The organism is Thauera sp. 2A1, from assembly GCF_009469595.2.
Lineage (GTDB): Bacteria > Pseudomonadota > Gammaproteobacteria > Burkholderiales > Rhodocyclaceae > Thauera.
The window spans coordinates 28,702-41,316 of record NZ_SSXV01000003.1 but is presented as its reverse complement, the minus strand read 5'-3'; the positions used below and the strand labels follow the sequence as shown (position 1 = coordinate 41,316).

Here is a 12,615-nt window from a genome sequence, read left to right as displayed (position 1 = left end):
CGGCGGCAGGCAGCAATGCCGGCCGTGCCATGTTGAAAAGCACACAGCCCCCTTCCGGGGGCTGTGTCGCTTCCGGGGCTGCGTCCTCTACGCCCGTCAGCGCGTGATCGGCTTGTAGCGGATGCGCTTGGGCTTGGCGCCTTCCTCGCCCAGGCGCTTCTTCTTGTCCTCTTCGTATTCCTGGTAGTTGCCTTCGAAGAAGAACCACTGCGAGTCGCCCTCGGCCGCCAGGATGTGGGTGCAGATGCGGTCGAGGAACCAGCGGTCGTGCGAGATCACCAGCGCGCAGCCGGCGAATTCCAGCAGCGCGTCTTCGAGCGCGCGCAGGGTTTCCACGTCGAGGTCGTTGGACGGTTCGTCGAGCAGCAGCACGTTGCCGCCCTGGATCAGCGTCTTCGCCAGGTGCAGGCGCCCGCGTTCGCCACCGGAGAGGTTGCCGACGATCTTCTGCTGGTCGCCGCCCTTGAAGTTGAAGCGGCCGATGTAGGCGCGGCTGGGCATCTCGAAGCGGCCCACGGTCAGCACGTCGGCGCCGTCGGCGATGGCGTCGAACACCGTCTTGTCGTTGGCCAGGCCCTCGCGCGTCTGGTCGACCGCGGCGATCTTGACCGTGGCGCCGATCTCCACCGCGCCGGAATCGGGCTTGTCGCGGCCTTCGATCATCTTGAACAGCGTCGATTTGCCGGCGCCGTTGGGGCCAATGATGCCGACGATGGCGCCCGGCGGGATGGCGAAGCTGACGTTGTCCATCAGCAGCTTGTCGCCGAAGGCCTTGCTGACGCCGTGGAACTCGATGACCTTGTCGCCGAGGCGCTCGCCAGGCGGGATGAAGATCTCCTGCGTCTCGTTGCGGCGCTGGTATTCGACGCTGGCCATCTCCTCGTAGCGGGCCAGGCGGGCCTTGGATTTGGCCTGGCGCGCCTTGGGGTTGGAGCGCGCCCATTCCAGTTCGGTCTTCATCGCCTTCTGGTGCGCGGCCTCCTGCTTGGCCTCCTGCGCCAGGCGCTCACCCTTCTGCTCCAGCCAGGACGAGTAGTTGCCCTTCCACGGGATGCCGTGGCCGCGGTCGAGTTCGAGGATCCACTCGGCGGCGTTGTCGAGGAAGTAGCGGTCGTGGGTGACGGCCACCACGGTGCCGGGGAAGCGGGTGAGGAACTGCTCCAGCCACTCGACCGACTCGGCGTCGAGGTGGTTGGTGGGTTCGTCGAGCAGCAGCATGTCGGGCTTGGACAGCAGCAGCTTGCACAGCGCGACGCGGCGCTTCTCGCCGCCGGACAGCTTGCCGATGACGGCGTCCCAGGGCGGCAGGCGCAGCGCGTCGGCGGCGATCTCCATCTGGGTCTCGACGTCGCTGCCGGCAGTAGACAGGATGTTCTCGTACTTCGCTTGTTCTTCGGCGAGCTTGTCGAAATCGGCATCCGGCTCGGCGTAGGCGGCGTAGATCTCCTCGAGCCTCTGGCGCGCCTCCATGATCTCGCCCAGGCCGGCCTCGACCTCTTCCTTCACGGTCTTGGCCGGGTCGAGCTCGGGCTCCTGCGGCAGATAGCCGATGCGCTGGCCGGCGAGCCACTGCACCTCGCCGTCGTATTCCTTGTCCACTCCCGCCATGATGCGCAGCACGGTGGACTTGCCCGAGCCGTTGAGGCCGAGCAGGCCGATCTTGGCGCCGGGAAAGAAGGAGAGGGAGATGTCCTTGATGATCTGACGCTTGGGCGGAACGATCTTGCTCACGCGCAGCATCGACATTACGTATTGGGCCATGGTTTCCTGCGGAGGGAGTGGGTCAGGGCGACAGCAGCACAAGCGACCGAGGGGCTGCCGGCAGTTTGCGAGGCCAGCAGTTTACCGCAGCAGCGAACTTTGCCGCACCGAGCGCGCGTGCTCACGCGAGGCGGCATCCGTGCGAGGCGCTTCTGTTACAATCGCGCGCCCGGAACGACCGGCAGCAACTTGCCGACGTGAGCCAAATCACGCTGCATGACGGAAGCGGCCTGCCGACTCCTGTCTGCGTGATGCAGTGCATGGTGTGTTCGGCGCACTCCGCCTAGCCTTCGAGGCACCCGAACAAGAACGCGCGGGATCACGCCTGGGCGAGCTCGCCCGGGTTGCCCGTCGCAAGGCTCACACCCGCTGTCCGCCGGATTCCACCATGTCCTTTCACTCCTTGCCGAATGTTCTGCGCCTTCATCGTGCCAGTCTTCTCGGCGGTGATACCGCGCTCGCGTATGTCGAAGCGCTTGAAGAACTTCACCCCACGGATGAAGCCGCGCTCGACGGACTGCGCCGGATGCGGGATGGCTTGCTGCGGAGCGAGCGCCTTCTGCTCGGGTTGCGGCTGCTGCACGCGGGTGCAACGGGACTCGGCGTCTTCGCATTTGCGGTCATCGCCTTCGTGCTCAGAACGCCCGCTGTGCATGCCGCAGCCCTGCTTGCGGCGGGTTTGGTCGCGTTTCCCGCGCTGACGATCGTCTCGCTGGTGTCGCTGTGGGCGAAGAAAAGGACGGCGTCAGCGCGCAACATCATCGCTCGCGATCTTTACAAGCTCGGCCTCCGCATCGATGGTCGGGGCAGGTTGGTGACCAACGCTGCCCATCCCAGCGTCATCCTTCCGGCATGAGCGGCGAGCCGGGCAAGCCGGTGCCGAGCACCTCTACAGGGTCGACCCGCGTGGCGGGAATGAACGAGCAGCTCTGCAGCTACTTCATGGCCTGCGGGCTGCTTTTCGTCGTCGCGATCTCGTTCGTGCCGCTGGACTTCGTCGCCCAGTTGCCGGTCGCGATCGCGCTCCTCGGCATCGCCTGGTTTGCGCGCCTGGCGGCCGAAGGCCGACATGCCGAGGTCTTTCGGTTGGTGGTGCTCATCGTCTGCGGCGCGATCACCTTGCGCTATCTTGCCTGGCGCGCGTCGTCCACGCTTCACGCCAGCGATTGGCTGTCGATGGTCGCGGTGCTGCTGCTCTTCGCGGCCGAGATCTATGCCGCCGCTGTCCACTTTCTCGGCATGGTGGTGAATGTGGCCCCCTATCGCCGCCCGCTGCTGAGCCTGCGCGACCTGCCCGAGGACACGACGCTGCCCAGCGTCGATGTGCTGGTGCCCAGCTACAACGAAGACCCCGCCCTGCTCGAGGTCACCCTCCGAGCCGCGCTGCTGATGCGATACCCGCGCCATCTGCTGCGCGTCCACCTGCTCGACGATGGCGCCACCGAGCAGAAGCTCAACAACGCTGATCCGACCGTTGCGCGGGCGGCGCGGCTTCGCCGGGAGGCGCTCAAGGCCTTGTGCGCGCGCCTGGGCGTGGTCTACATGACGCGCCCGCGCAACGAGCGGGCGAAGGCCGGCAACCTCAACCACGCGCTGGGCCGTACCGACGGGGATCTGGTCGCCGTGCTCGATGCCGACCATGTTCCCGCGGTCGACTTCCTGGACCGCACCGTGCCGTGGATGCTGCGCCGTGACGACGTGTTCCTGGTGCAGACCCCGCACTTCATGGTCAACCCCGACCCGATCGACCGCAACCTCCTCGATGGCTTCCGCCGCATGCCGTCCGAAAGCGACATGTTCTACCGGACCATCCAGCGCGGGCTGGATTTCTGGGGCGCGTCGTTCTTCTGTGGCTCCGCGGCCATATTGCGGCGGCGCCACCTCGACGAGGTGGGCGGGCTGGCCGGCGACACGATCACCGAGGACGCCGAGACCGCGTTCGAACTGCATCGCCGCGGGTACCGCTCAGTTTATGTGGACCTTCCGCTGGTAGCGGGCCTGGCGCCCGAAACCCTGACCAGCTTCGTCACGCAGCGCACGCGGTGGGCGCAGGGCATGACGCAGATCCTGCTGCTCAAGCGGCCCTTCTTCGCCAGCGGGCTGAGCTTCGGCCAGCGCATCGGCTACATGAGCTCGATCCTGTTCTGGCTGTTTCCGTTTTCGCGCCTGATCTTCGTCGCCGCGCCACTGGCCTTCCTCATCTTCGGCCTTCAGGTCTATAACGCCTCGGTGCCGCAGATCCTGGCGTATGCGCTGCCGCACGTGCTGGCCACCTACATCGTCTCCAACCTGCTCTTCGGGCGCACGCGGTGGCCGCTGATCTCGGAACTGTACGAGATCGTCCAGTGCCTGTTTTCCTTCGTCGCGGTCTGCCGCGTGCTGGTCAACCCGCGCAAACCGTCTTTCCTCGTGACGCCTAAGGGCGCGACCATGGAAGACGATTTCCTGTCGCCGCTGGCGATGCCGTTCTACATCCTGTTCGCCCTGACCGGGCTCGCCTTTCTGGGGGGCGCCTATCGGCTGGTGGAATACCCTCTGGTGCGCGGCATCACCACCGTCGTCATCTTGTGGAATCTGTTCAACTTCCTTACCGTGCTGGCGGCGCTGGGTGTGCTGATCGAGCGGCGTCAGCGCCGCAACGTGCCGCGCATGCCGGTGCTGGAGGAGGGCAGCGCAAGCCTGGGTGAGGGGCGCACCTTCGCCTGTTCGATCGACGATGTGTCGGCGCGCGGCGCCCGCATCACGGTCAAGGGCATCGATGCGTCCGGACTGGCTGTGGGGCTGCGCTTCTCGCTCGCTTCGTTTTCGCAGGCGGCGGAGCGCACGTTGCGCCTGCCGGCCATCGTGCGCAAGCTCGAGGCAACGGCTGCCGGCCTCGTCATCGGCGCGGAGTTCGACCTCTCCGACCCCAGGCACGCCGACGACGCAGTGACGCTGGCGTACGGCGACAGCGCGCGTTGGCTTTTCTTTCAGCAACGGCGCTCGCGGCCGATATCCTTCGGCACAGCCTTGCGAATGATGCTGAACCTGATGGTGAAACCCGTGAAAATGCATGTCGAATGGTTCGGTCGGCGCCGCCGCGCGCGCAGCGTCGCGCAGCCTGTTGCCCCGCAAATCGTTCCGCAGCCCGCGCATGCGGATCCTGCACCCTGAAGTGGACCGATGACGATGAATAACAACAAGATTCTGGCTGATGTGCTTTTGGCTCGGCTGCGCGGCCGCGTGTCGCGGGCGATCGGGGGCCTCATTCTCCTGTTTGCTGCCCTCGCAGCGGGCACGAGCGTCGCCGCGGTTGATGAAGCGAGCGTGCGCTTGTCGCAGTTCGCTTCGAAGCCGGGGCCCCTGATGTTGCAAGGTGCGGCGGCGGCGCGCGATCTCTACATTCCGCTGTCGCCTGCGGTCGACATGCGCGAAGCGACCGTGGAGCTCAAGTTCTCCAACTCGATCGCGCTGGTGTCGGGCCGCTCGACGCTCGCCGTGCGCCTGAATGATCTCACCCTGGCGCAGATCCCCCTCGATCCCAAGCAGCCGGTGGGCACGGCACGCGTCCGGCTGCCGGCGGAGCGCTGGAAGCCGGGCTACAACAAGCTCAGCTTCGCAGTCGTGCAGCATGTGCTCGACCGCTGCGAATTCCCGGGGCTTGCCGAGTTGTGGACCGAGCTCGACCTGCATGGCTCCCAACTGCACTACCGCGTCGAGGACCGCGACCGGGCGCTGCTGCTGAAGGATGTCGGCGCGCTGTTCTCGCCCGGCATCGGCGGCCTGGCGCAGGTGCGCCTGCTGACGGTGGAGGGCTCTGCGGCGCCTGTCGTTTCGCGGGCGTTGCCGCGTGTCGCCCAGGCGCTGGCGCTGCGTAGGCAGTTCGCACCACTCGCCATCGAGCATGCCAGCGTGCCTGCGGGCGCGGCGCAACTGCCGGAATCCCCTGCTCAGGGCGCGCAGGTGCTCGTGGGTACGGTCGACGAGCTGAGGCCCTTGCTGCCCGCCGCGATGCTGTCCGACATCAATGGACCGCATCTGGCCATCGAGCGCCAGGCGCGCGCCGCGGCTGCATCGGCCAGCCTGCTGGTGGTGACCGGTAACAGCGCCGACGAGGTGGCGAGCGCAGCCAGCCTGCTCGCCGTGATGGACGACGCGCTCAACCCGGTTCCGCGCGTGACGCAACTTGGCGGCGAGCGCCGGACTCCCGGTCTCGCGCAGCTTTCCGGCCGCGTGCTCGGCGCCGACCGCCGCTACACCTTCGCCACGCTGGGTTTCGCCGACGCCGCTTTTCGCGGCGCTGGCGCCCACACGGCCAGGCTGAACCTGCAGGTGCCCGCCGACTATTACCCCGAGGAGTCCGCCGAAGTCGAACTGCTGGTCGACCTGGCCTACGGGGCGGGCATGGGTCCTGGCTCGGTGATGAACGTCACGGTGAACGACCGCTTCGTCCACGGCAGGCCGCTGGAGGACAAGAACGGCGTCGCCTATCGCGATTACCGCATCGTGCTGCCGGCCCGCGCGCTGGTGCCGGGCGTCAATACGGTCCGCTTCGATTTCAGCCTCAGGCCCGAGGTGGCGAGCGGAGAATGCGTCAGCGTCGACGGCGATCACCTGGTGGCCCAGATAGGCGGCAGCTCGCGCATCGTCATGCCGCCTTTCGCCTCCGCCGCGCTGCAACCGGATCTGGGTCTGCTGCGCACCACCGGTTATCCGTATTTCTCCACCGATGGCAAGCTCGAGCCGCGCCTGGTGGTGAGCTCCGCGGCCGAGGTCGGCAGCGCATTGACCCTGCTCGGCAAGCTCGCGCAGGTGGCAGGTGCGCCGCAGGAGGGCTGGATGCTGCAGGTCGGGATGGATGGCGACAAGCTCGCCGGACGCGCGCTGCTGCTGGCACCGGCTGCGCAGTTGCCGGACGATCTTTTTGCATCCTGGTCGGCGGCGCTCGGCCGCTCGGTGAGCTGGCCCTACCAGGCGCTCAACGACATGCGCGACGAGGGGCGTGCGGCCACGCACGGCTTCTTCTCCGTGCTCATGGACGCGCTGCTGCAAGGCAAAGCCAGCGGCCAGGCGCCTGCCATGCGCGGGCGGGTGCAGCAGGACGGTGGCCTGGGCGATCTCGGCGGCATTGCGGCCCTGCGCAACCCGCGTAGCGCCGACGCCGCGACGCTCACGGTGATCGCTGCGGCTGACGCGGAGCGGCTCGCCGCTCGCGTCCAGGACCTCGTGCGCCCCGAGGTTTGGTCACGCCTTGGCGGCGATCTGGCAGTGTGGGGTGGAGCGGACGATGCGGTCACCACGCTCAGGGTTGCCGAACCCTTTACGGCCGGCGAACAGGGGCGATGGACGCAGTTGCGGCTCTACCTGACGGCCAACCCCTGGTATGTGCTGCTTGCGCTGCTGGCAGGGGTTGTGCTCGTCGTCGTCAGCGCCCGTGTGCTGCTGCGCGGCCGTCGCGGACGCATCGAACGCGGTGAGTGAGACGCGGATGATCTGGCGGCGCGCCGTCATGGTGCTCCTGGCGCTGTGCACCCTGTCCTGCATGCGACCCGCGCCGGAGCTCCAGCTTCCGCGCGCGGGACACCTGGATCCTGCGCTGTGGGAGGGCTTCCGCACGCGCTTCATCAGCGACGGCCGGGTGATCGACGTCGATAACGGCGGCATCACCCACAGCGAAGGGCAGGGCTACGGCATGCTCCTGGCGGTCGCCGCTGACGACAGGCACACCTTCGATGGGCTCTTCGCATGGACGAAGCGGACGCTCGCGCGGCCGGACGGGCTTTTCGCGTGGCGGTTCGGTCCGTGCCAGCAAGGTGCCGGTGACTGCGTCACCGATTCCAACAACGCGAGCGACGGCGATCTGCTGATCGCCTGGGCGCTGCTGCGTGCTGCCGATCGCTGGGGCGCCGAGCCCTACCGCCAGGAGGCTGCCGGCATCGCGCAGGCGCTGGCGGCCCATCAGGTGGTGCGTCGTCACGGCCGGCTCGTGCTGCTGCCGGGCGTGCACGGTTTCGATGCGACCGAGCCGGGCGGCGTGGTCACCGTCAATCCGTCCTATTGGGTGTTCCCCGCGCTTGAACAGCTTGCGGTGGCCTTCGCCGAAGGGCCCTGGCGGCAATTGGCGGAGTCGGGCCGAAATCTCCTCGGCGAGGCGCGTTTCGGTGCGGCAAAGCTCGCACCCGACTGGCTCGACATCTCGGCCGGAGGCCTGGCGCCATCGGCCCGCTTCGAGCCGCGGTATGGCTACAATGCGGTCCGCGTGCCCTTGCATCTGGCATGGAGCGTGCATTCCGATCCTTCCCTGCTGGCGCCCTATCTGCGTTGGTGGGCGGAGTTCGGCGAGCGCCCGCCACCGGCCTGGGTGGATCTGGTGGATGGCCGTGTTGCCGAATATGCCTGGTCGACCGGCATGGCCGCGGTTTCTCAGGTGGCGCGTGCCCGCGTCACCCACAACGTCCCGCCGGCGGCGACGCTGCCGGTGCCAGCGGCCGATGACGGCTACTACGCCTGGAGTCTGCTCCTGCTTTCCCATCTTGCGCTTGCGGAGATGCGTCAGTGAAGCCATCACATTGCCCCGTCCGCGAGCCTTCGCCGCTGGCCCTCGCATCGCTGCTGATCGGCGCCTTCGCAGCATCGCCGGCGCTTGTCGCGGCCGAGCAGGGGCTTGCCGTCGAGCGCCGCACGAACGCAGTCGAGATCGAGCGTCAGCAAGCCGCACCGACGCAGCGCGCCGCGCGCGACGCGCTTGCCGGCCACGCGACCGATTTCGACCAGGGCACCGGTCGTCGGCCCGTGCTCGAGCCTTCGCCGGCTGCGGCCCACACGGCCGTCGATCGTCGGAGCGTTGCCAGGCAGGCGCTCGCGCAGCCCGGCTCGGCCAGCCGGCGCGACGATCGCTACGGCACAACCCTCGCCAACCTCGGACGGCTGGACGCCGAGGGCGTGCGCGCACTGTCCGCCGAGCGCCTGTCCGCGGTGGGGCGCGAGGTGCAGGCCCGCCGCGATGGCGGCGGCGCGCTGCTGCTGGGGTGGCTCGCGCTTCAGCGGCAGGCAGCCGACGCGGCTCTAAGCTGGTTCGATCGCGCGGCGCAATGGGGGCGGGCAGGCGAGGCGCAGGAAGGCAAGGACCAGGCCCTGCTTGCACTGGCACGCCAGGCCGCGCTCGACGGCGAGCAGGGGTCTGCATTGCAGTTGGCGCGGGAGATTGCCGAGCCGCGGCGCGCAGAGGCCATGACGACCCTGGGCTGGATGCTGCTCGATGCCGGGCGGCCGGCGCAGGCCGCCACTTTCTTCTCCGCGGCCGCCTCGGCATCGGCGCCGGAGCCGGCCGCCGAGCCGGCGCTCTACGGCCAGATCCTGGCATGGCGCGCAAGCGCTTCGGCGGATGAATCGAGGCGGCTTGCCTGCGACAACGCGCGCCAATCCGCACGCATCGCGATGGCATGCGGGGATTCACTGGCCGCGGCCATGGTTGCCGCCTATGAATCCGGGCGCCACGCCGAGGTGCTCGAACACGCGGCGACCTTGTCCTCGCTCGGCATCGCCCGCCCCGACCTGGAGCCGCTCGTCGCCTGGTCGACCTTGCGCACCGGCGATGCCAGGGCGGCCGCCGGACGATTCGAACGGCTCGCGGCGCAGTCGGACGATCCCGGCCCGGCGTACGGCCTCATCGAGAGTCTCAGGAGCACAGGCGAGCATGAGCGTCTCGCCGCGCTTGCGGAACGGCTCCCCCTGGTGGCCCGCATCCTGGGCGCCGAGCAGCGAGATCGAGCCTTCGCACGCAAGCAATTCGATCTCGCCGAACGCCTCGACCCGCACCACGCCACCGCACCGGGGCGCATCGGCTGGGCGGTCGATGCCACGGCCGAGCTGTCGCGCACCAGCGGCGATTCTGGCCTGGACCGGCTCACCATGTGGACGCAGCGCGTCGGCGTGGAGGGCATGGCGGGCGAAGTGCGGTTGCGTGTCGAAGCGCAAGGAGCGTCGCTGCGGGCCGGCCGCCCCGGCGGCAACGCCGATCTCGGCTGGCGCCAGACTGCCCCGGATGCCTATCCGCCGCTCGAGGAGGACAAGACGGCGCAGGGCCGCGTGGCGGCGCGCTGGGAGCTGCCGGATCTCACCCTGTTCGGCAGCCTCGGCTCCTCTCCCACCGGCGGGGCAGTGTCGTCGAGCGCCACCGGCGACTTCGGCCTGACCTACTATCGCGATCCCTACAGCGTCACTGCACAGGTCTTTCAGCGCGTCGTCGGGCCCAGCCTGCTTGCATACTCTGGTACTCGCGACCCGGTGCTGGGGCAGCGCTGGGGCGGCGTGCTCGAGCGTGGCGCATCGGTGCTGGGCGTGTGGGCGCCGGGCGGGCGCATCAGCGCGGCGCTGGGGGCAGAATGGGCCGAGCTCGACGGCCGCGATGTCGCCGACAACCATCGCTACCAGCTCTCCAGCAGCCTGGCCTACGACCTGAAGCCCGAAGGCTTCGACTACCTGCGCGTCGGGCCGCTGCTGCAGTATTCGGCCTACCAGCGCAACCTGCGCTATTTCACCTACGGCCATGGCGGCTACTACAGCCCGCAGCGCAACCTGCAATGGGGCCTGTTGGTCGATGCGCTGACCGCGGAAAACCAGCGCCAGCAATGGCGTGCAGTGGGCACCATCCTCCATGGAAGTGCCGACGAAGAGGCCGCGCCGCGTTTCCCCGCACAGGCAGCGGATGGCGCCCAATACGCCGAGACGACGACGCGTGGGCTGGCCGCCAACCTGGAGGTGCAATGGGCGCGCCTGCTGGCGCCACACCTCATCGTCGGCGCCTACGCCGCGGTGTCATCGGCCCCGGGCTACGATCACGCCCATGCGGGCGTGATGCTGCGGGTGCCTTTCGAGCCGCGCTCGTCCCTCGTCAGCGCGGACCTGCCGTTCGCCGATCCGCGCACAAGGCGCTGAGGACCGTCCCTCAGGCTGGATGAGCGCTCACTTCTCCACGAAGGCGCGTTCGATGACGTAGTCGCCGGGCTCGCCGATGCGGTGCGACACGCGGAAGTTGCGTGCGTCGAGCAACGCGCAGGTGTCGGCGATCATCGCCTGGCTGCCACAGATCATCACGCGGTCGCGCGCCGGGTGCAGCGGGGCGAGGCCGATGTCATGGAACAGCTTGCCCGATTCGATCAGGTCGGTGACGCGGCCCATGTTGCGGAAGCGTTCGCGCGTGACGGTGGGGTAGTAGATCAGCTTTTCGCGCACCTGATCACCGAAGAACTCGTTGTTCGGCAGTTCGCCGGTGATGAACTCGGAGTAGGCCAGCTCGGACACCGTGCGCACGCCGTGCACCAGGATCACCTTCTCGAAGTGCTCGTAGGTTTCCGGGTCCTGGATCACGCTCATGAAGGGCGCCAGGCCGGTGCCGGTCGACAGCAGGTAGAGGTGCTTGCCCGGATGCAGGTCATGCAGCACCAGCGTGCCGGTGGGCTTCTTGCTGACGACGATCTCGTCCCCTTCCTTGAGGTGCTGCAGGCGCGAGGTCAGCGGGCCGTTGGGCACCTTGATGCTGAAGAACTCCAGGTGCTCCTCGTAGTTCGGGCTGGCGATGCTGTAGGCGCGGGTCAGCGGCCGCCCTTCCACCTCGAGGCCGATCATCACGAACTGGCCGTTCTCGAAACGCAGGCCAGGGTCGCGCGTGGTGCGGAAGGTGAAGAGGGAGTCGTTCCAGTGGTGGACGCTGAGGACGCGCTCGGTACGCAGGTTGCTCATGGTGGGTTGGAGCCTGAGTTGAGGAATGACGCAATTGTATTTCGTCAGGGTTACCGGTTTCGCGGATAATTTGTGTATCTGTTATCTATCGAGTCGATATGCGCTACACCCTGAAGCAGATCGAGGTTTTCGTCGCCATCGCGCGCAACGAGAATGTGTCGCGCGCTGCCGAAGGGCTCAACCTGTCGCAGTCCGCCACCAGCGCTGCGCTGGCCGAGCTCGAGAACCAGTTCGGCCAGCAGCTCTTCGATCGCCACGGCAAGCGGCTTCGCCTCAACGAGCAGGGGCGCCTGCTGTTGCCACGCGCGGTCGAACTGCTCGATCGCGCCGAAGAGATCGAGGCCCTGCTGCGTGGCGAGCGCGGGCTCGGCAACCTGCGTGTCGGCGCCACCCTCACCATCGGCAACTACCTGCTGCCGCTCATCGTCGCCGGCTACCTGCAACGCCATCCGGAGAGCCGTGTGCAACTGCAGGTTCACAACACCGCGACCATCGCCAGCCTGCTGCTGCACTACGAGATCGACCTCGGCCTCATCGAGGGCCAGGTGCGCGATGCCGAACTCGAATCCGAACCCTGGGTGGAGGACGAGCTGGTGGTCTTCTGCGCGCCGGACCATGCGCTGGCCGGTCGTGCCACCGTGACGCCGGATGAACTCGCCGATCAGCCGTGGATCCTGCGCGAGCAGGGCTCAGGCACGCGCGAGACGCTCAACCAGGCCTTGCGCCACCTGCCACGCGGCATCACGCCAAGGCTGGAGCTCGAGCACACCGAGGCGGTGAAGCGGGCGGTGGAAAGTGGCCTCGGCATCGGCTGCATCTCGCGTCTTGCGCTGCGCGACGCTTTCCGCCGCGGCAGCCTCGTTCCGGTGGAGACGCCGGCGCTGGATCTGCGGCGAAATTTCAATTTCGTCTGGCATCGCGGCAAGTACCACACCGCGGCAATCCGCCTCTTCCTGCAGGACTGCCGCAGCTTCACCGCCGGCGCCCGGCACAGCGACCAGATCCCGCTGCCGCCAGTGCCGTGACGCAGCGCGCCCGCTGCGGCAGCACCCCGTAGGGCGGGCTTCAGCCCGCCACGCGCCATGTACGCTCGGCATCGCGACGCGCCCCGACGGAGCCGGCTTCAGCCGTCCG

8 protein-coding genes are annotated in these 12,615 nt (G+C 68.1%); 6 read left to right on the top strand and 2 right to left on the bottom strand.

Annotation, left to right across the window (positions count from 1 at the left end):
- Positions 1 to 96 precede the first annotated feature (96 nt).
- Positions 97 to 1,761 (bottom strand): energy-dependent translational throttle protein EttA, encoded by a 1,665-nt coding sequence (gene ettA, locus GH664_RS03790; protein ID WP_153166806.1) that lies wholly within the window; start codon positions 1,759 to 1,761, stop codon positions 97 to 99.
- 388 nt (positions 1,762 to 2,149) lie between these two features.
- Here ettA and GH664_RS03785 point away from each other — a divergent pair, with 388 nt between their 5' ends.
- Genes GH664_RS03785 through GH664_RS03765 form a run of 5 tightly spaced genes read left to right on the top strand, consistent with a single transcriptional unit; the run spans position 2,150 to position 10,677 of the window.
- A complete protein-coding gene (locus GH664_RS03785) occupies positions 2,150 to 2,617 on the top strand; it encodes a hypothetical protein (protein WP_153166805.1) in 468 nt (155 codons plus the stop codon).
- A 59-nt stretch (positions 2,618 to 2,676) separates the two neighbouring features.
- Complete coding sequence (gene bcsA, locus GH664_RS03780) at positions 2,677 to 4,914, top strand: UDP-forming cellulose synthase catalytic subunit (protein ID WP_153166804.1); 2,238 nt, start codon at positions 2,677 to 2,679, stop codon at positions 4,912 to 4,914.
- 15 nt (positions 4,915 to 4,929) lie between these two features.
- Positions 4,930 to 7,221, top strand: coding sequence for a cellulose biosynthesis cyclic di-GMP-binding regulatory protein BcsB (locus tag GH664_RS03775; protein ID WP_194270323.1), 2,292 nt, complete (start codon positions 4,930 to 4,932; stop codon positions 7,219 to 7,221).
- The gene (locus GH664_RS03770) at positions 7,214 to 8,299 is read left to right on the top strand and encodes a glycosyl hydrolase family 8 (protein ID WP_256219454.1); all 1,086 of its coding nucleotides are present in this window, start codon (positions 7,214 to 7,216) and stop codon (positions 8,297 to 8,299) included. The genes GH664_RS03775 and GH664_RS03770 overlap by 8 nt, the downstream gene beginning before the upstream one ends.
- Positions 8,296 to 10,677: a cellulose synthase subunit BcsC-related outer membrane protein gene (locus GH664_RS03765; protein WP_153166801.1), complete on the top strand. Its 2,382-nt coding sequence runs from the start codon at positions 8,296 to 8,298 to the stop codon at positions 10,675 to 10,677. Before GH664_RS03770 ends, GH664_RS03765 begins: the two co-directional genes overlap by 4 nt.
- 27 nt (positions 10,678 to 10,704) lie before the next feature.
- Here GH664_RS03765 and GH664_RS03760 read toward each other — a convergent pair whose 3' ends face one another.
- Positions 10,705 to 11,481 (bottom strand): ferredoxin--NADP reductase, encoded by a 777-nt coding sequence (locus GH664_RS03760; protein WP_153166800.1) that lies wholly within the window; start codon positions 11,479 to 11,481, stop codon positions 10,705 to 10,707.
- Positions 11,482 to 11,579: 98 nt separating this feature from the next.
- Between GH664_RS03760 and GH664_RS03755 the strand changes: the two genes are divergently transcribed.
- Positions 11,580 to 12,506, top strand: a complete 927-nt coding sequence (locus GH664_RS03755; protein ID WP_153166799.1) for a LysR family transcriptional regulator — start codon at positions 11,580 to 11,582, stop codon at positions 12,504 to 12,506.
- The last annotated feature ends 109 nt before the right edge of the window (positions 12,507 to 12,615 follow it).

Excerpts from the sequence above, each read along its gene's own strand:
- ettA (WP_153166806.1), bottom strand. The coding sequence starts at position 1,761 with ATGGCCCAATACGTAATGTCGATGCTGCGCGTGAGCAAGATCGTTCCG.
- GH664_RS03785 (WP_153166805.1), top strand. The coding sequence starts at position 2,150 with ATGTCCTTTCACTCCTTGCCGAATGTTCTGCGCCTTCATCGTGCCAGT.
- bcsA (WP_153166804.1), top strand. The coding sequence starts at position 2,677 with ATGAACGAGCAGCTCTGCAGCTACTTCATGGCCTGCGGGCTGCTTTTC.
- GH664_RS03775 (WP_194270323.1), top strand. The coding sequence starts at position 4,930 with ATGAATAACAACAAGATTCTGGCTGATGTGCTTTTGGCTCGGCTGCGC.
- GH664_RS03760 (WP_153166800.1), bottom strand. The coding sequence starts at position 11,481 with ATGAGCAACCTGCGTACCGAGCGCGTCCTCAGCGTCCACCACTGGAAC.
- GH664_RS03755 (WP_153166799.1), top strand. The coding sequence starts at position 11,580 with ATGCGCTACACCCTGAAGCAGATCGAGGTTTTCGTCGCCATCGCGCGC.